Origin of the sequence: Frigoribacterium sp. CFBP 8759 (assembly GCF_014841655.1) — a bacterium.
Taxonomy (GTDB): Bacteria; Actinomycetota; Actinomycetes; order Actinomycetales; family Microbacteriaceae; genus Frigoribacterium.
On the sequence record NZ_JACYUH010000005.1, the window covers coordinates 100,410 to 118,334 of the forward strand.

The 17,925-nt window shown below is 72.6% G+C and carries 15 protein-coding genes and 3 tRNA genes; 11 read left to right on the forward strand and 7 right to left on the reverse strand.

The genetic code is table 11. The annotated features are described in order from the left end of the window. Nucleotides 1-71: 71 nt before the first annotated feature. Nucleotides 72-1,034: a DNA-3-methyladenine glycosylase family protein gene (locus tag IFT79_RS15185; RefSeq protein WP_192125107.1), complete on the forward strand. Its 963-nt coding sequence runs from the start codon at nt 72-74 to the stop codon at nt 1,032-1,034. 95 nt (nt 1,035-1,129) lie between these two features. Here IFT79_RS15185 and IFT79_RS15190 read toward each other — a convergent pair whose 3' ends face one another. Beyond that, nucleotides 1,130-1,600: a MarR family winged helix-turn-helix transcriptional regulator gene (locus IFT79_RS15190; RefSeq protein WP_056044096.1), complete on the reverse strand. Its 471-nt coding sequence runs from the start codon at nt 1,598-1,600 to the stop codon at nt 1,130-1,132. 41 nt (nt 1,601-1,641) lie between these two features. Here IFT79_RS15190 and IFT79_RS15195 point away from each other — a divergent pair, with 41 nt between their 5' ends. Further along, nucleotides 1,642-5,262 (forward strand): proline dehydrogenase family protein, encoded by a 3,621-nt coding sequence (locus tag IFT79_RS15195; RefSeq protein WP_192125109.1) that lies wholly within the window; start codon nt 1,642-1,644, stop codon nt 5,260-5,262. Between the two features lie 125 nt (nt 5,263-5,387). On the opposite strand, the gene IFT79_RS15200 is transcribed toward IFT79_RS15195, so the two are convergent. Then, on the reverse strand, nt 5,388-5,825 hold the full coding sequence (locus tag IFT79_RS15200; RefSeq protein WP_043593232.1) for an Lrp/AsnC family transcriptional regulator: 438 nt from the start codon (nt 5,823-5,825) through the stop codon (nt 5,388-5,390). A 102-nt stretch (nt 5,826-5,927) separates the two neighbouring features. On the opposite strand from IFT79_RS15200, the gene ddaH reads away from it, so the two are divergent. Continuing rightward, the gene (gene ddaH, locus IFT79_RS15205; protein WP_446718865.1) at nt 5,928-6,806 is read left to right on the forward strand and encodes a dimethylargininase; all 879 of its coding nucleotides are present in this window, start codon (nt 5,928-5,930) and stop codon (nt 6,804-6,806) included. 55 nt (nt 6,807-6,861) lie between these two features. On the opposite strand, the gene IFT79_RS15210 is transcribed toward ddaH, so the two are convergent. The 4 genes from IFT79_RS15210 to IFT79_RS15225 all read right to left on the reverse strand — a co-directional run bounded on the left by IFT79_RS15210 (nt 6,862) and on the right by IFT79_RS15225 (nt 8,812). Beyond that, nucleotides 6,862-8,379, reverse strand: a complete 1,518-nt coding sequence (locus tag IFT79_RS15210) for a glycosyltransferase family 39 protein (RefSeq protein ID WP_192125111.1) — start codon at nt 8,377-8,379, stop codon at nt 6,862-6,864. A gap of 88 nt (nt 8,380-8,467) precedes the next feature. Next, nucleotides 8,468-8,540 (reverse strand) — tRNA-Phe (locus tag IFT79_RS15215). Nucleotides 8,541-8,576: 36 nt separating this feature from the next. Then, nucleotides 8,577-8,653, reverse strand: a tRNA-Asp gene (locus tag IFT79_RS15220). Nucleotides 8,654-8,736: 83 nt separating this feature from the next. After that, nucleotides 8,737-8,812, reverse strand: a tRNA-Glu gene (locus tag IFT79_RS15225). A 337-nt stretch (nt 8,813-9,149) separates the two neighbouring features. Here IFT79_RS15225 and IFT79_RS15230 point away from each other — a divergent pair. Continuing rightward, nucleotides 9,150-10,436 carry a M23 family metallopeptidase gene (locus IFT79_RS15230; protein ID WP_056044090.1) on the forward strand — a complete coding sequence of 429 codons (1,287 nt, stop codon included), beginning with the start codon at nt 9,150-9,152 and terminating at the stop codon, nt 10,434-10,436. An 82-nt stretch (nt 10,437-10,518) separates the two neighbouring features. Here IFT79_RS15230 and ppa read toward each other — a convergent pair whose 3' ends face one another. Further along, on the reverse strand, nt 10,519-11,010 hold the full coding sequence (gene ppa / locus IFT79_RS15235) for an inorganic diphosphatase (protein WP_043593233.1): 492 nt from the start codon (nt 11,008-11,010) through the stop codon (nt 10,519-10,521). 71 nt (nt 11,011-11,081) lie between these two features. Here ppa and tilS point away from each other — a divergent pair, with 71 nt between their 5' ends. From tilS to IFT79_RS15270, 7 genes are all read left to right on the forward strand, one after another. Further along, nucleotides 11,082-12,074: a tRNA lysidine(34) synthetase TilS gene (gene tilS / locus IFT79_RS15240; RefSeq protein WP_192125118.1), complete on the forward strand. Its 993-nt coding sequence runs from the start codon at nt 11,082-11,084 to the stop codon at nt 12,072-12,074. Between the two features lie 43 nt (nt 12,075-12,117). Further along, nucleotides 12,118-12,669, forward strand: a complete 552-nt coding sequence (gene hpt / locus IFT79_RS15245; RefSeq protein ID WP_123519911.1) for a hypoxanthine phosphoribosyltransferase — start codon at nt 12,118-12,120, stop codon at nt 12,667-12,669. 125 nt (nt 12,670-12,794) lie between these two features. Beyond that, on the forward strand, nt 12,795-14,786 hold the full coding sequence (gene ftsH, locus IFT79_RS15250; protein WP_192125120.1) for an ATP-dependent zinc metalloprotease FtsH: 1,992 nt from the start codon (nt 12,795-12,797) through the stop codon (nt 14,784-14,786). A gap of 667 nt (nt 14,787-15,453) precedes the next feature. After that, on the forward strand, nt 15,454-16,287 hold the full coding sequence (gene folP / locus IFT79_RS15255) for a dihydropteroate synthase (protein ID WP_056044577.1): 834 nt from the start codon (nt 15,454-15,456) through the stop codon (nt 16,285-16,287). Further along, the gene (folB, locus tag IFT79_RS15260) at nt 16,284-16,775 is read left to right on the forward strand and encodes a dihydroneopterin aldolase (protein WP_342211862.1); all 492 of its coding nucleotides are present in this window, start codon (nt 16,284-16,286) and stop codon (nt 16,773-16,775) included. The genes folP and folB overlap by 4 nt, the downstream gene beginning before the upstream one ends. Continuing rightward, complete coding sequence (gene folK / locus IFT79_RS15265) at nt 16,772-17,446, forward strand: 2-amino-4-hydroxy-6-hydroxymethyldihydropteridine diphosphokinase (protein WP_342211863.1); 675 nt, start codon at nt 16,772-16,774, stop codon at nt 17,444-17,446. Before folB ends, folK begins: the two co-directional genes overlap by 4 nt. Next, entirely contained in the window at nt 17,443-17,919 is a 477-nt protein-coding gene (locus IFT79_RS15270; protein WP_056044083.1) for a DUF3180 domain-containing protein, read from the forward strand. The genes folK and IFT79_RS15270 overlap by 4 nt, the downstream gene beginning before the upstream one ends. Nucleotides 17,920-17,925 lie beyond the last annotated feature (6 nt).

A 17,925-nucleotide genomic window follows, 5' to 3' on the forward strand; every position in this document is an offset into this window, starting at 1 on the left:
GCATAAAATATCACACAGACATGAGCCATGACGCAAGAGGGGTTGTCGGCGGGAGCGTCTACCATCGCGACATGGATCAGCTCGAGCGCACGGGGGCCGCTCCCGCCGCGGACGACCGACGGCTCGGGACGGTCTACTCGTCGGCACGCCCGGTGGACGTCCGGGCCACCCTGCGACCCCTGGGTCGCGGCTCGGGCGATCCCTCGTTCCGGGTCGACGGCGACCGGACGTGGCTCGCCCTGCGCACCCCGGCGGGCGAGGCGACGCTCTGCGTGTCGGCGAGCCGCGCCTCCTCGTCCGTCCGCGCCGACGCGTGGGGGCCGGGAGCCGCCTGGGCGATCGAGCACGTGCCCGAGCTGCTGGGCCGCGGCGACGACTGGTCGGGGCTCGACGTCACGACGAACGAGTTCCTGGCCGACGCCCGTCGGCGGCAACCGGGGCTCCGGCTGACCCGCACCAACCTCGTGCTGCAGGCCGTCGTCCCGGCGATCCTCGAGCAGAAGGTCACGAGCGTCGAGGCCTGGCGTGCGTGGCGGCAGCTCGTGCGTCGACACGGCACGCCGGCACCGGGTCCGGCACCCGAGGGGCTCGTCGTGCCGCCGGACGCCCAGGGCTGGCGCCGCATCCCCAGCTGGGAGTGGCACCGGGCCGGCGTCGGGCCGCAGCGATCGGCGACCGTCATGAGGGTCTGTGCGGTGGCGCCCGCACTAGAGCGCACGCTCGCCGTCGGTCGGGGTGGCGACGAGGTCGCGACGCGCCTCCGGTCGATCCCCGGCGTGGGCGTCTGGACCGCCGCCGAGACGACGCAACGTGCGCACGGCGACCCCGACAGCCCCAGCGTGGGCGACTACCACCTACCCGCCGTGGTCGGATGGGCGCTCATCGGCCGTCCCGTGGACGACGACGGCATGCTCGAGCTGCTCGAGCCGTGGCGCGGCCACCGTGAACGCGTCATGCGGTTGATCACGGGCAGCGGCTTCTCGAAGCCGAGGTTCGGCCCGCGCATGACCATCCAGGACCACCGCTTCCACTGACGCGGCCGGCACGGCCGGCACGGCCGAGACGGCCGAGATGACCGAGGTGGCCGCGACGACCGCGCGTCCGCGTCGGGACGCAGAGGAGGCGCGGGTCAGGCCTGGGCGTCGGGCGACGCGTCCGTGCCGATCGCCTCGAGCACGCGACCCGAGAACGCCCGGACGACCTCGGCGTCCGTCTCGAGCACGTCCGTGAAGTACCTCTTGATGGCGGCCGTGTGCCCCCGGGTCGCCGCGAGCATGGCCCGGCGGCCGTCGGGCGTCAGCTCGACCCAGGTGCCCCGCGCGTCGGACGCGCACTCGGTGCGGCGCACCAGCCCCCGGCGCTCCATGCGGGTGACCTGGTGGCTGACCCGGCTCTTCTCCCAGCCGATCTGCTCGGCGATGTCCCGCACGCGCGAGCGTCGGTCGCTGCTCCGGCCCAGGCCGACGAGGATCTCGTACTCGGGGGCGGACACGCCCGAATCGCTCTGCAGACGGAGCTCGAGGGCCCGGTCGAGGCGCCGTCTCATGGCGTAGAAGGAGTCCCAGACGACCCACTCCTCGTCGGTGAGTTCGTCGGCCATTCGCCCAGTGTAGGGACGGTGGCGCGGCATATCCTCGACCCATGTCCGATGTGCACGCCGACGAAGTCACGCAGCAGACCGTCGAGACAGCCCGCCGCTGGTGGGACGCCGCGCGTGCCGTCCCGGTGCAGGGTCCGGCCGCCCGTCTGACCGAGGTGCTGCGCGACCCCCGCGGCCTGGACTTCGCCCGCGACTTCGCCGACCGCGTCGTCCGCCCCGGGGACGACCGGGCGGGCGCATCGGCCCTCGAGTCGCTCAGTCGACGCACGCCGGCCCTGCTGCCCTGGCACCTCCGGGCGGCCATCTCGTTCGGTGGGGGCTTCGGCCCGATCGCACCCAAGCCGATCATGCCGGTCGCGCGGCGGACGCTGCGCCACATGGTCGGGCACCTGCTCGTCGACGCGCCACCCGAGAAGCTCGCGCAGGCCCTCACGGGTCTGCGCGGCGACGGTGTCCGGCTCGACGTCACCGCCTGGGGGCCCACGGTGTCGGGGCCGACCCAGGCCGAGCGCCGGGTCGCCGCGGTCCGGGCCCTGATCGAGCGGCCCGACGTCGAGCGCGTCACGACGACCGTCCGCGAGCTCGTCGGCCCGACCTCGCCCTGGGCCTTCGACGAGACGAGCGACCTCGCCGAGTCGAGGCTCCGGCCCCTGGTCGAGCTGGCGGCGTCGACGGGCACGCTCCTCACCCTCGGCGTCGACCGGCACGCCGACGTCGACCTCACGATCGACGTCTTCACGCGACTGCTCGACCGACCCGGGCTCGAGGCGGTGACGGCGGGCATCGTCGTCCAGTCGTACGTCCCCGAGGCGCTCGACTCGCTGCGGTTGCTCACCGACTGGGCCCGTGACCGCGTCGACCGGGGCGGCGCGCCGATCTCGGTCCGGCTGGTGAAGGGCGGGTCGCGACTCGACGAGATCGTCGACGCCCGCCTGCACGACTGGCCCGTCGTCACCTTCGAGGCCAAGCACGAGACCGACGCGAGCCACCTCCGGCTGGTCGAGTTCGCGCTGAGGCCCGAGAACGCCGCGGTCGCCCGGGTCGGCCTCGCCGGGCACGACGTCTTCGACCTGGCCCATGCCGTCACGGTCGCCCGTCGCCACGGCACCGACCACCTGCTCGACGGCGAGATGTGGCTGGGGGCCGCACCCGGGCTCGCCGAGGTCGTCCGCTCCGAGCTCGGGTCACTCGTCCTCCTGGTGCCGGTGACCGTCTCCGGCGAGTTCGACTCCGCCGTGCGACACCTGGTGGGCCGGCTCGACGCGCTCGCCGACCCCGAGGGATTCCTCTCGAGCGCCCTCGACGTCGACCACGAGGCGGCGTTCACGCGAGAGGCTCGCCGGCACGACCGCGCCGTGGCGGCCGTCGGCGATCTGCCCTCCGTGCCCCGGCGCCGTCGAGACCGGTCGGGCCCGCTCGACGAGGGCCCCGACCACGTCGTCGACTTCGTGGCCGAGGCCGACACCGATCCCTCGCTCGACGGCAACCGGAGGTGGGCCCGAGGCGTGCTCGGGCGCGCCCGTCGGTCGGTCGCCGGCATCGAGACCGCCGACGCGGCCCCCTCCCTCGGGCCCACCTCTTCGGAAGGCGGTGCCCTCGACGACGACTCCCTCGTGGCGATGGTGACCCGCGCCTCCTCGGCCGGCGAGGCCTGGGGCGGCCAAGACCCCGAGACCCGCGCCGAGCTGCTCGACCTGGCGGGCCGCGAGCTCGCCCTGCGGCGTTCGCGCCTGGTCGAGGTGTCCGTCAGCGAGTCCGGTTCGACCCTGTCCGAGGCCGACCACGAGGTCGGTGCGGCCGTCGACTCGGCCCACCGTCTGGCCGTCCTGACCCGAGGGCTCGCGGCGGTCGACACGGCCGAGCACCTGCCCCCGCGGCTGACGGTCGTCGTGCCCGACCTCGTCACGCCCGTCGCCGGAACGGTCGAAGGAGTGCTCGCGGCGTTCGGCGCCGGCAGCGCGGTCGTCGTCTTGTTGCCCCGGAGCCGGCGGCGGGCGGTCGCCGTCGTCGCGGAGGCGCTCTGGGCGGTCGGCGTCCCGGACTCGCTCCTGGCCCTCGTCGTCGCGGACGACCCCGACAACGAACGCGCCCTGCTGACGCACCCGCTGGTCGACCGGGTGGTCGCGCACGGGGCGGTCGAGACGGCCGTCGGCCTCCGTGAAGCGCGCCCCGACCTCGACCTCGCCGTGCGGACCCGGGGGGTCACCTCGCTCGTCGTCACCCCGTCGGCCGACCTCGAGCTCGCCGCCGCCGACGTCGTCGCCAGCGTCGTCGACCACGCCGGCCGTGGTCACGGAGCCCTCGACCTGGTGCTGGCCGTCGGGTCCGTCGGTCACGGTGAGGCCTTCCGTCGCCTGCTGCGCGAGGCCTTCGAGGCGGTCGTCGTGGGTCCGGCCGACGACGTCGCCACCGTGATGGGCCCGCTCGCCTCCACCCCGACCGGGTCCGAGCTCGACGTCCTGACCGTGCTCGGCCCCGGCGAGTCGTGGCTGCTCGAGCCGCGTCCCCTCGACGAGACCGGGGCCCTCTGCTCGCCGGGCGTGCGCGACGGCGTCGACGCCCGCGGTCCCTTCGCCTCCCGCTCGCACGAGGTCCCCGTCGTCGGCCTCGTCCCGGTCGAGACCCTGGCCGAGGCGATCGCGGTGCAGAACGCCGAGAACGGCGGTGACGTGGCGGGTCTGCACTCCCTCGACGTCGACGAGATCGACGAGTGGCTGCACACCGTGCGGGCCGGAGACCTCGTCGTCGGCGGTCCGACGACGGGCGCCCGGGTCCGGCGCAGGCCCCCCGGCGGGTGGGGTCGACGGGCGATCGGTCGGGGTCTCAAGCCCGGCGGCCCGAACGCCCTGATCGGCCAGGGGGCCTGGCGCCACCGTCCCCACGAGCCGCGCCCCTCCCTGCGCCTGCACGACGTCTCCGAGGGGGTCACCCGTCTCGTCGACGCGGCCCGACCCACCCTGTCGTTCGAGCAGTTCGACTCGCTGCGGACGGCCGTCGAGAGCGACCAGCGCGCCTGGCAGTCCGAGTTCGGCCTGGCCCGTGACGTCACCGGCCTCGTCGTCCAGCGCAACGTGCTCCGCTACCGTCCGCACCCCGTCACGCTGCGACTCTCCGCGGGGGCCGATCCGACGGCTCTCGTCCGGCTCGTCGCCGCCGGGGCACGGGCGGGGTCGACCCTGACCATCAGTTCGGCCGTGCCGCTGCCGGCGGGTCTCGTGCACCTGTGGCGCGCCTCCTCGTCGCCGGTGCGGGTGCGCGACGTCGTCGTCGAGAGCGACGAGGCGTTCGTCGCGCGGGCGGCCGCGGGGGCGCTGCAGGGCCCCACGGCCGAGGTGGCCGGCCCGGACGTGCTCGACCTGCTGGCCGAGGCAGCCGGGGGCGAGCGGGCCTCCACCGAGGAGGCGCGGGTCGACGACTCGAGACCGGATCCGTCACCCGAGGCGGTCGCGGCCTACCGCGGCCTGCGCATCCGGACGATCGGCGGAGACCCCACCGCGCTGGCCCGGGCCCTGCGGGGCAGCCCCGACGTCACGATCTCGTCGGGCGAGGTGACCGAGGAGGGGCGGATCGAACTGCTGACGTTCCTGCGAGAGCAGTCGGTCTCGCTGACGGCACACCGGTACGGACGCCTCGACCCGACGCTGGCCGACCTGCGACTCTGACCGGCCTGCGGGTCGGGCCGGCCTGCGGCATCGAGCTGCGAGTCGGGACGGCCCGCGACACCGGCCCGCGACACAAACCGACCTGCGAGCCGGCCGACCTGAGCCTCCGACCGCAGGGCCGTGCCTCAGGCCGAGCGGCGGCTGATGAGCTTCGAGAGCACGATCGCGCTGCGGGTGTGGTCGACGTTCGGGGCGTTGCGTACGCGTTCGAGGGCCTCCTCGAGCGACGGGATGTCGCGGCTGCGCATGTGGACGATGGCGTCGGCGCTGCCGGTCACCGTGCCGGCGTCGACGACCTCGGGCACCGTTCCGAGGATGCGCTGCAGTTCTTGGGGCGAGACGGTGCCACGGCAGAACAGCTCGACGTAGGCCTCGGTGCCGAGCCCGTCGACGGCGGGGTCGACCTGGACGGTGAACCCCTTGATGACCCCGTCGGCGACGAGGCGGTCGACGCGGCGCTTCACCGCCGAGGCGCTGAGGCCGACCGAGGCGCCGATGTCGCCGTACCCTGCGCGGGCGTTCTGGCGCAGGAGGTCGATGATGCCGTAGTCGAGATTGTCCACCGCGGCATCGTACGCCCGAATGCTGCACCAGAGCTGACAAATACGCAAGAAAAGTGCGTGAGAGCTCGGCCTCGTGCGCGCCCACGATGTGACACTGATCCGGTGAGCCTGACGATCGAACCCACCGACCTGCCCGATGCGACCGCCGTGGGGGCCTCGTCCCGCGTGGCCAGCCACCGCACCATCTTGATGTGTCGGCCCGAGCACTTCACCGTCAGCTACAAGATCAACCCGTGGATGGACCCCACCACGCCGACCAACACCTCGCTGGCGCTGGCCCAATGGCAGACCCTCTACGACACCTACGTCGGCCTCGGATTCGACGTCGAGCTTATCGACCCCGAACCGGGTCTGCCGGACATGGTCTACGCGGCCAACGGCGGCTTCGTCCTCGACGGCGTCGCCTACGGCGCGCGCTTCACCTACCCCGAGCGCCAGGCCGAGGGCCCGGCCTACATGCGGTGGTTCGCCTCGGCGGGCTTCGAGGTCGCCGAGCCCTCCGAGACCAACGAGGGCGAAGGGGACTTCCTGCTGGTCGGCGACGTCATCCTGGCCGGCACGGGCTTCCGCAGCGACTCGAGCTCGCACGACGAGATCGGCCGCGTCTTCGGGCGCGAGGTCGTCAGCCTCACGCTCGTCAACCCGAGCTTCTACCACCTCGACACCGCCATCGCCGTGCTCGACCCCGAGCCGGTGGACGGCCGCCACACCATCGCGTACCTCGAGAGCGCCTTCGACGACGCGTCGCTCGCGATCCTGCGGCAGCGCTTCCCCGACGCGATCCTCGTCAGCGAGGAGGACGCCGCCATCCTCGGCCTGAACTCGTACTCGGACGGCCACAACGTCGTGATCGCCGCCCGGGCGACCGGCTTCGAACGTCAGCTGCGCGAGCGCGGCTACAACCCGATCGGCGTCGACCTCTCCGAGCTGCTGCTCGGCGGCGGCGGCGTCAAGTGCTGCACCCTCGAGCTGCGTCGCTGAGGGTCGAGCCTGACCACCAGGCCTGACCGTCGAGCCTGACCACCAGGCCTGGCCGTCAGGCCGGCGGTCGCGCGAAGAGGTAGACGACGCTCCGACCGGTGCGGTGCTCCTGTCGGATCTCGTACCCCTGGTCGCGGAGCTGCCGCAGGTCGGCCTCGCTGAGGACGTCGACGGAGAGCCGCGCGATCCAGAGGCGGTCGACCGACGACAGCCGGTCGGCCAGTTCGACGGCGTCGTCCTCGTCGTCGAGACGCAGGGTGACGTCCGAGTACGAGCCCGAGGGCAGGCCCGAGCGGACGTAGGCCACGTCGTCGAGCTCGGCGAATCGATCCGGGTAGGCGTACATGGCCTGGCGGGGTCGCGTCGACACGGTGCCGGTCGCGTCGAGCAGGAACGCGTCACCCGGGCGCGCCTGGCTCTCGATGTAGCTCGAGAGCTGCGAGAGGTCGCTGCCGCCGCCCTTGCCGGTCGGCAGTCGCTGCAGCACGTACGACGGCACCGAGGCCGCCACCAGCAGGGCGACGAGGGCGATGCTGATCCAGCGCCGGCGGAAGCCGGTGACGGCCACGGCCAGCAGCAGGCACATGCCGGGTGCCGAGAAGGTCACCAGCCTCGACGTGTACACGGGCGACAGGACGAGTCCCAGTGCGAGCAGCAGTCCGGCGGGCAACGCGACCCAGAGCGCGCCGAGCAACACCACGCTGCCGGGCGTCCGCGAGCGGTCGCGGAGACGGGTGCCGAGCAGGATGAGCAGGACCGCCGAGACCACGGCGAAGGCCAGGCCCGTGACGAACCACGGTTCGACCAGGACCGTCCACCAGGTGACGTCGGCTCCCGTCGACGGATCGGCCACCCCCAGGAGGCGCGAGCGCTCGGCGAGGACCGTCCCGATGACCGGCGAGGTCACGAACAACGCCGCCCCGGTCGAGACGGACCAGCCGAGGAGGCGGTGGCGGGCTCCGCGACGCCGGCGCTGTGCCGGCGCCAGCAGCAGGAACACGCCGTGCACCACGATGATCAGGCCGAGGGGGACGAAGGTCGCGATCGACCCGGCGAGGACCGCGCCGTACCCGATCCACCAGCGTCGGCGGTGACGCCGGGAGGCCACGAGCAGCAGCACGGTCACCCAGACGGCCAGGGCGACCGACAGGGCGTAGGGCCGGGCCTCGGCGGCCTCGAGCGTGAAGCGGGGCAGCACCGCGAAGACCGCGGCGGCCAGCAGCGCGGTGCGACGGGTCGTCAGCATCCGCGTCAGGACGAGCACCCCGGCCGCCCCGGCCCCGACGAAGACGGCCGACGGGAACCTCGTGGCCACCTCGGCCTCGCCGAAGGCGCCGACCCAGAAGTGCATGAAGAGGTAGTAGACCGTGTGCACCGCGTCGCGCTGGTGGACGAACGCCAGCAACTCGCCGAGGGGGAGGCGCGCCACCTGCAGCGTCGTCGCCTCGTCGCTCCAGTACGAGGGCACCCAGCTGAACGCGGCCCCGAGCAGCAGGGCCGCGAGTCCGGCGACGAGCGGGTCGAGCCACCGGCTGCGGAGGGAGACGACCGCGGGGTCGTGGCCGATGCTCACGAGACGGTCCCACCAGTGGCGATGCCGCGGTGCCCACCACCGGCCATGCCGTTAAACGAGTCAGGCCCCGCCTGAGCGGGGCCTTCTGTGGCTGGACACGGCATCGATCCGTGGACCTTTCGATTTTCAGTCGAACGCTCTACCAACTGAGCTACCCAGCCGTGAGGGCCCGAAGCCCCCAGACGATGAACTCGCCTTGGCGACCCTGACCGGACTTGAACCGGCGACCTCCGCCGTGACAGGGCGGCGCGCTAACCAACTGCGCTACAGGGCCAAACTTGCTGCTGTGACACAGCGTACTCGATGTTCTGTTGTGATTGGTGCAGGTGATGCCTCGGTGCTGTCTTGCAGTGGTGCTGGTGACCCCAACGGGATTCGAACCCGTGCTGCCGCCGTGAAAGGGCGGTGTCCTAGGCCACTAAACGATGGGGCCGTGTCCGAGGACGTCATAGCAACCGATCACAGAGCATACGGATGATCGCGGGGAAAAGCAAAACGAGGGCGACGGCGGGTGCTGCGCGCGCCTCCTCGTCCCCTGTCGTGGTCGGGCGACACGCTCGCCACTCCGTCTCGGCTGCCCCGCGTTCACCGACTCGACGGCTAGTTTCAAGTCGTTCTTGAGAGTTCGGGGTCGACCGTCGGTCGACCGCCCGGCGGCGTCGCGTCCGCGGCGCTGTACGGGACCGGGCGTCGGCGATACCGTGTCCTGCACGGCGACCCCGGCGCGACCGGCCGGGCTCGATGCCGTCACGACGAATCGGAACCACTCGATGACCTCCACCCGCCGCACCGGGCGCCCGCGCCTCGTGAGCCTCACCTCGGGCCCGCTCGCTCCGTCGTCGCGCCTGGCCCGCATCGTCGTGACCGTGGCGGCCGCGTCCCTGCTGCTCACCGCCGGCGTCGTCGGACTGCCCGCGTCGTCGGCCACGGCCGCGTCCTACCCGTCGTGGGAGGACGTCCAGAAGGCCCGGGGCGACGAGACCGCGAAGCAGGCCGAGATCACCAACCTCGAGGGCATCCTCACCCAGATGCAGGCCGATCTCGACGCCGCGAACACCGAGGCCGAGAAGCGCGGTGACGAGCTGCAGAAGGCCCAGTCCGCCTACGACGACGCCCAGTACAAGACCGCCCAGCTGCAGTCGCAGGCCGACTCCGCCGACCAGGTGGCCGCGGCCAGCGAAGAGCGGGCGGGTCAACTCGCCGCGCAGCTCGGTCGCTCCGGTGGCACGAACGGCGTCAGCGGCACCCTGATCGCCGACCCGGGTGAGGCCGGGCAGCTGCTCTACAAGCTCGGTGCGATGAGCAAGCTCACCGAGCAGGCCGACGGCATCTACGCGCAGGCCACGCAGGACCGCAACACCGCACAGGGGCTCAGCGACCAGGCCGCCGTCGCCGAGGCCGCCCTCGCCGTGCTGGCCGACGAGGCACAGCAGGCCCTCGCCGACGCGAACGACGCCGCCCAGGCCGCGAGCGACGCCCTCGCCGCACAGCAGGAGAACCAGGCGCGGCTCCAGGCCCAGCTCGAGACCCTGAAGACCAACGTCGACCACACCGAGGCCGAGTACCAGAAGGGCGTCGAGGAGTCACGTGCCGCCGCTGCCGCCGCGGCGGCGGCGACCAACGGCACGGCCCTCGGGGTCGTCTCGCCCCAGGGCTGGACGCGCCCCGCCGGCGGCAACATCTCGAGCGGCTTCGGCATGCGCGTCAACCCCGTGACGCACGCGTACATCCTTCACGCCGGCACCGACCTCGCCGCAGGCTGCAACACGCCCATCTACGCCGCCACCGCGGGCGTCGTCAGCTACGCCGGCTGGTACGGCGGCTACGGCAACTTCGTGCTGATCGACCACGGCAACGGCGTCACGACCGGGTACGGCCACCAGCCGAACGGCGGCATCATGGTCAGCGTCGGGCAGGCGGTCGGCACCGGCCAGCAGATCGGGCACGTCGGCTCGACCGGCAACTCGACCGGCTGCCACCTGCACTTCGAGACCCGCGTCGGCGGCGTCGCGCAGAACCCGCAGCCGTTCATGGCGGACCGCGGCATCCGCCTCTAGGCGCCGTCCCCGCGTTCCGGCACGACGAAGGGCCCGACACCACGTGGTGTCGGGCCCTTCGTCGTACCGGGGTGCGGGGAGGTCAGTGCCCCTCGTCGGCCAGCTTCGTGATGCCGGCCTCGACGATGGCCTCGGCCTCGGCGGCGTCGCCCCAGCCCTCGGTCTTGACCCACTTGCCGGGCTCGAGGTCCTTGTAGTGCTCGAAGAAGTGCTCGATCTCCTTGCGGAGGTACTCGGGCACGTCGGTGACGTCCTGGATGTGCTCCCAGCGCGGGTCCTTCGCGGGGACGGCGATGACCTTGGCGTCGCTGCCGCCGTCGTCGGTCATGTTGAAGACGCCGACCGGGCGCACCTTGACCCCGACGCCCGGGAAGAGCGGGTAGTCGAGCAGCACGAGCACGTCGACGGGGTCGCCGTCGAGGCCGAGCGTGTTCTCGAAGAAGCCGTAGTCGGTCGGGTAGACGAACCCGGTGAACAGGACGCGGTCGAGGTAGACGCGACCGGTCTCGTGGTCGACCTCGTACTTGTTGCGGCTGCCTTTGGGGATCTCGATCACGGCGTCGTACGCGGCCATGGGTGTGCTCCTTGCGATGCGTCGTTGGGGGGTCCGACCCGACGGGTCGGCGGTGTCGCTAACGTTACAAGATGCCCGACAGACCCCGCCTGACCCCCGCGACGGCCGACGTCCGACGAGCCGTGCGCGCCTCCTTGTCCGGTCACGACGAGGGCGACCTCGTGCTCGTGGCCCTCAGCGGCGGGCCCGACTCCCTCGCGCTCGCCGCGGGGCTCGCGTTCGAGGCGCCGCGTGCGGGGCTGCGCGCCGGGGCGGTCGTCGTCGACCACGACCTGCAGGGCGACTCTCGCACCGTCGCGGCGCGCGCGGCCGAGCAGGCTCGCGGCCTCGGGCTCGACCCCGTCGTCGTCGTCCGGGTCTCGGTGGGCACCGAGGGCGGTCCCGAGGCGGCGGCCCGCACGGCCCGCTACGACGCGCTGTCGTCCGTCGCCGCCGAGCAGGGTGCCCGCACCGTGCTGCTCGGCCACACCCGCGACGACCAGGCCGAGACGGTGCTGCTCGGCCTCACCCGGGGCAGCGGTGCGACGAGCCTGAGCGGCATGGAGGCGCGCTCGGGCCTGTACGCCCGCCCCCTGTTGGCCGTCGGTCGCTCGACCACGGCGGCGGCCTGCACCGACGCCGGCCTCGAGGCCTGGGCCGATCCGCACAACGACGACCCGACCTTCACGCGGGTGCGACTGCGGCGGACCGTCCTGCCGATGCTCGAGCGCGAGCTGGGCCCGGGCATCACCGAGGCGCTCGCGCGGACGGCGGACGCGCTGCGCGAGGACTCGTCCGCCCTCGACCACTTCGCCGACGAACTGGCCGAGGAGCTGGCCGACCACGCCGAGGCGGGCATCTCGCTCGACGTCCGGGGGCTCGCCGCGAACCCGGCGGCCCTGCGTCAGCGACTGATCCGGCTCGCGGTGCAGAGCGAGTTCGGCGTCTCGCTGAGCCGCGTCCAGACCCTCGAGGTGGCCCGGCTGGTGACCGACTGGCACGGGCAGGGGGCGGTGTCGCTGCCGGGCATTACAGTGGAACGCACCGGAGGCGCGCTGCACTTCTCGGCGACCGGCGCCTCCTGAGATCCCCCTCGGCACCCCACGACCCCAGGAGCACGACACCACCATGGAACTCAGCGACATCGAGGCCGACCTGACCAGCGTGCTCTACACCGAAGAGCAGATCCACGCCAAGATCGCCGAGGTCGCCCGGCAGGTCGAGGTCGACTACGCCGGCCGCGAGCCGCTGCTGGTGGGCGTCCTCAAGGGCGCGGTCATGGTCATGGCCGACTTCTCGCGCGAGCTCAAGCTGGCCTCGGCGATGGACTGGATGGCCGTCTCGTCGTACGGCTCCGGCACCAAGTCGTCGGGCGTCGTGCGCATCCTCAAAGACCTCGACAGCGACCTGCACGGCCGCGACGTCATCATCGTCGAGGACATCATCGACTCGGGCCTCACGCTGTCGTGGCTGCTCGAGAACCTGCAGAAGCGCGGCGCGGCGTCGGTCGAGATCTTCGCGCTCTTCCGCAAGCCGGCCGCCGCCAAGGTCGCCGTCGACGTCAAGTACGTCGGCTTCGAGATCCCGAACGACTTCGTCATCGGCTACGGCCTCGACTACGACGAGAAGTACCGCAACCTCCGCGGTGTCGGGGTGCTCGCCCCGCACGTCTACAGCTAGCGGTCCGCTCCCGGGCGGGGCCGATCAAGCCCTCGGCGAACACCCATCCAGGGCATAGCAGCCCCGATGTACCCTTTTGCTCACGTTCTTCCTGCAGAAAGGTGTCGGGCGTCGCCCGTACTGACATGGACTTCAAGAAACTCTTCCGCGGTCCGATCATCTACATCGTGATCGCGGTCATCGGCATCGGCATCGGGTGGAGCCTCATCAGCGGGGCGGGCACGACGCAGATCTCGACCCAGAAGGGCCTCGAGGCGATCCAGGCCGACCAGGTCAAGTCGGCGACGATCTTCAGCAACGAGCAGCGCGTCGACCTCGTCCTGAAGGACGGCGACAAGGCCGAGCAGTTCTACTACGCGACGCCGCGCGGTTCCGAGGTCGTCGACGCCGTCACCGACGCGAACCTCGAGAACTTCGACGACACCGTCACGCAGACCAGTTGGTTCATGTCGCTGCTCAGCATCCTGCTGCCGTTCTTGATCATCGGCGTCATCTTCTGGTTCTTGCTCTCGTCCATGCAGGGCGGCGGCAGCAAGGTCATGCAGTTCGGCAAGTCCAAGGCCAAGCTCGCCTCGAAAGAGACCCCGCAGGTCATGTTCACCGACGTCGCCGGGGCCGACGAGGCCATCGAAGAGCTCGAAGAGATCAAGGAGTTCCTGAAGGAGCCCGCCAAGTTCCAGGCCGTCGGCGCCCGCATCCCGAAGGGCGTGCTGCTCTACGGCCCTCCCGGCACCGGCAAGACCCTGCTCGCCCGCGCCGTCGCCGGTGAGGCCGGCGTCCCCTTCTTCTCGATCTCGGGGTCCGACTTCGTCGAGATGTTCGTCGGCGTCGGCGCCAGCCGCGTCCGTGACCTCTTCGAGCAGGCCAAGCAGAACAGCCCCGCGATCATCTTCGTCGACGAGATCGACGCCGTCGGTCGTCACCGCGGCGCCGGCATCGGCGGCGGCAACGACGAGCGCGAGCAGACCCTCAACCAGCTGCTGGTCGAGATGGACGGCTTCGACGTCAAGACCAACGTCATCCTGATCGCGGCGACCAACCGTCCCGACGTGCTCGACCCGGCCCTGCTGCGCCCCGGCCGCTTCGACCGCCAGATCGGCGTCGACGCTCCGGGTCTCGACGGCCGCAGGCAGATCCTCGAGGTGCACGGCAAGGGCAAGCCCCTCGCCGCCTCGGTCAACCTCGAGGTGCTGGCCCGCAAGACCCCCGGGTTCACGGGTGCCGACCTGGCCAACGTCCTCAACGAGGCCGCCCTGCTCACCGCCCGCTCCAACGCGCAGCTGATCGACAACCGTGCCCTCGACGAGGCGGTCGACCGCGTCATGGCCGGCCCGCAGCGCCGCAGCCGCATCATGAACGACCACGAGAAGCTCATCACCGCGTACCACGAGGGTGGCCACGCCCTCGCCGCCGCGGCCATGCGCCACACCGACCCCGTGACCAAGATCACGATCCTGCCCCGCGGTCGGGCCCTGGGCTACACGATGGTCCTGCCCCTCGAGGACAAGTACTCGGTCACCCGCAACGAGCTGCTCGACCAGCTCACGTACGCCATGGGCGGCCGTGTCGCCGAAGAGCTCGTCTTCCACGACCCGACCACCGGTGCCTCGAACGACATCGAGAAGGCCACGGCGACCGCCCGCAAGATGGTCACCGAGTACGGCATGAGCAACAAGGTGGGCTCGGTCAAGCTGGGCCAGGCCTCCGGCGAGATGATGATGGGCCGCGACGGAAGCTCGCGCGACTACTCGGAGAACATCGCCGAGACGGTCGACGCCGAGGTCCGCGTGCTGCTCGAGCAGGCGCACGACGAGGCGTGGGAAGTCATCAACGACAACCGCGACGTGCTCGACTTCCTCGCCCGCGAGTTGCTCGAGAAAGAGACCCTCGACCACGACGAGCTCGCCGAGATCTTCAAGGACGTCCGCAAGCTGCCCGAGCGCCCGCAGTGGCTCTCGAGCGACAAGCGTCCGGTGTCCGACCGCCCGGCGATCCCGATGCCGACGAAGTCGCCCGTCGATGCCGAAGCCGTCGACGGGGGCGTCGACTCCGAGCCGACGACCAAGCCGGCCCGCACGCGCCCGCCCCGCACGACGCCCGGCATCGCCACGGCCTGACGCACGATCGGCCCGACCGGCTGCGCCCAGGCGCAGCCGGTCGATAGCCTGAGGGCTCGTCCCCAGCACCGAACGGAGGTACCGCTTCGTGACCGACCCGTCTCGCGGCACCCCCGCCACGTCCGCTGACGACGGACGTCTGCCCGCTGCGGCTCACGAGGGCGGCGCCGTACCGTCGAAGCGACCTCGCGGTCGGGAGCGCTACCCGGCCGACGTCGTCGTCGACGCGCCCCCGGCCTCCGCCCGGGCAGCCGCCGACGAGCTCGCCGTGGGCCCGATCACGCAGGGACGTCTCGTCCTGGCACAGAACGAGACCGCGGCCGTCCGTCCCCCGGCCCAGCTGCCGCCCGTCACGCACACGCCGGCGACCACGTCCGCGACGAGCCTCCCCGCCGAGGCGCCGGCCCCCGCCCCCGCGGTCCGCTCCGGACGTCGGCTGGTGGCCGGCGGTCGGTTCGAGGGGCCGCTGCACGAGCGGTCGTTCGACGACGCCGACCCCGTGCTCGAGGCGCGGCCACGACCCGATCGGCAGCGCGCCGGTTCGCACGCGGCACCCGCGGTGCGTGACCGGGTCGCGACCGGCCCGGGGTCGCACGCCGCGCCTCCTGCACCGGTTCTCCGCCGGTCGCGCGACCGATCCGGTGCTCGCCGGCCCGGCCCGCAGGTGATGGGCGTGCTCAACGTCACGCCCGACTCGTTCAGCGACGGCGGTCGTCACCTCGACCTCGACGCCGCCCTGGCCCATGCCCGCGCCCTCGTCGCGCAGGGGGCCGACATCGTCGACGTGGGCGGCGAATCGACCCGACCCGGTGCCTCTCGGGTCGAGCCCGCCGACGAGCTGCGCCGGGTGCTGCCGGTCGTGCGAGAACTCGCGGCCGAGGGGGTGCGCGTCAGCATCGACACGATGAACGCGTCGACCGCCGCCGCCGCGCTCGAGGCCGGTGCCGAGATCGTCAACGACGTGTCGGGGGGCCTCGCCGACGTCGACATGGCCCGGGTCGCCGCCGAGAGCGGCCGCACCTTCGTGGTCATGCACTGGCGAGGTCGACTCGACGGCTCGGGCCAGGCACCCGCCGCCGCGTCACGCGACTACGACGGCGACGTCGTCGGCACCGTCGCCGACGAGCTCGCCGCGCGGGTCGACGACCTGGTCGCCCGCGGCGTCGACCCGTCCGCGATCGTGCTCGACCCCGGGCTGGGGTTCTCCAAGGACGCCACCCAGAACTGGCAGCTGCTCGCCCACCTCGACGTGGTCGGCCGGCTCGGCCTACCCGTGCTCGTCGCCGCGTCGCGCAAGCGGTTCCTGGCCGACCTCCTGCCCGAGGGGGCGCCGCCCACCGACCGCGACCCCGCGACCGCCGTGATCAGCGTGCTGGCGGCCCAGGCCGACGTCTGGGGCGTGCGCGTCCACGACGTCGCCGGCACCCGCGTCGCCCTCGACGTGTTGCAGGCCTGGACCGAGGCCGCGGTGGCTCCCCGCCGACCGGCGAGGCACGCGTGACCGGCGTCGAGAGCGGGCCCGACGGCCTGCCCGCGCGCGAGCCCGAGTCGGTCCCCGAGCACGAGCCCGAGTCGGTCCCCGAGCACGAGACGGTCGGCGGGCCCGTGCCGGTCCTCCGCGCGACCGGCCTCGACGTGCTGCGCCTCAGCGGCGTCCGCGCGACCGGCCACCACGGCGTCTTCGACCACGAGCGCCGTGACGGGCAGGAGTTCGTCGTCGACGTCGTCGTGCACCTCGACACCTCCCCGGCGGCGTCCGGGGACGACCTCGGCGAGACCGTGCACTACGGCGTCCTCGCCGAAGAACTCGTGGCCGCCGTCGAGCGCGACCCGGTCGACCTGATCGAGACCCTCGCCGAGCGCCTCGCCGGCGTCGTGCTCGCGCACCGTGCGGCGGTATCCACCGAGGTGACCGTGCACAAGCCGGGCGCCCCGATCACCGTGCCCTTCGGCGACGTGTCGATCACCATCAGCCGGGAGCGCGCGTGAGCGGCCCGAGCACGGCTGGCTCGAGCACGGCCGGCCCGAGCACGAGCGGCCCGAGCACCGGTGCGTCGAGCACGGCCGCGCCGCGCGTCCGGCGTGCGGTGATCGCCCTCGGCTCGAACCTCGGCGACCGCGACACCCTGCTGCGCGAGGCCGTCCGGGCCGTCGACGCGACCCCCGGCATCACGGTCGTCGCGGCCTCCGCGCCCGTGTCGTCGACCGCCGTCACGCTCGACGGCCTCGATCCGGGCAAGCCGACCTACCTCAACGCCGTGCTGCTCGCCGACGTCACGCTCCACGACGACGCCCTGCTCGACGCGCTCCAGGCGATCGAGGCCACGCACGGGCGCACCCGCGAGGTGCGCTGGGGCGACCGGACCCTCGACCTCGACGTCGTCGCCCTCGACGACGAGCGCATCGACACCGAGCGCCTGCAGGTGCCGCACCCCCGCGCCGCCGAGCGCGCGTTCGTGCTCGAGCCCTGGCTCGAGCTGGACCCGGAGGCGCGGCTCGCCGGAGCCGGGCGGGTCGCCGACCTGGCGTCCCGGCTCACCGAGCGCACCCGTCCCGTGCCGGGAGCGACCTCGCTGTTCGACCCCGCGTCCGAGCCCCCGCTGCTCGACCACGGGTCCGCGCACGACCCGACCACCGACCCCAGCCCAGGAGCCCCGTGAAGCACACCCGCCCCTCCACCCTGGTCGGCCTGATCATCGTGGCCGTGGCCGCCGGCTTCGTCCTCGACTCGGTGTTGGTCGCCATGCGTCAGCCGTCGATCGTGCTGCCCTTCGCGCTCGGCCTCGTGCTGCTCGGCATCGGCGGCGTCGTCGTCTCGATGGCCGTGCCCGTGCACCGGGTCGCGACCGGGTCGAGCAAGGAACGCGTCGACCCCTACTACGCGACCCGCGTGCTGCTGCTGGCCAAGGCGAGCAGCCTGGCCGGTGCCCTGTTCGGCGGCTTCGCCGGGGGAGTCCTGCTGTTCGTCCTGTCCCGTGGCGTGGGGGTCGCTGTAGGCTCGCTCGTGCCCGCGATCGTCGCCGTCGTCGGCGGTGCGGGGCTGCTGGTGGCCGGCATCGTCGCCGAGCGCATGTGCACCGTCCCGCCCGCCGACGACGAGCACGGCCAGGGCTCGGGCACACAGGCGGTCTGACCGCCT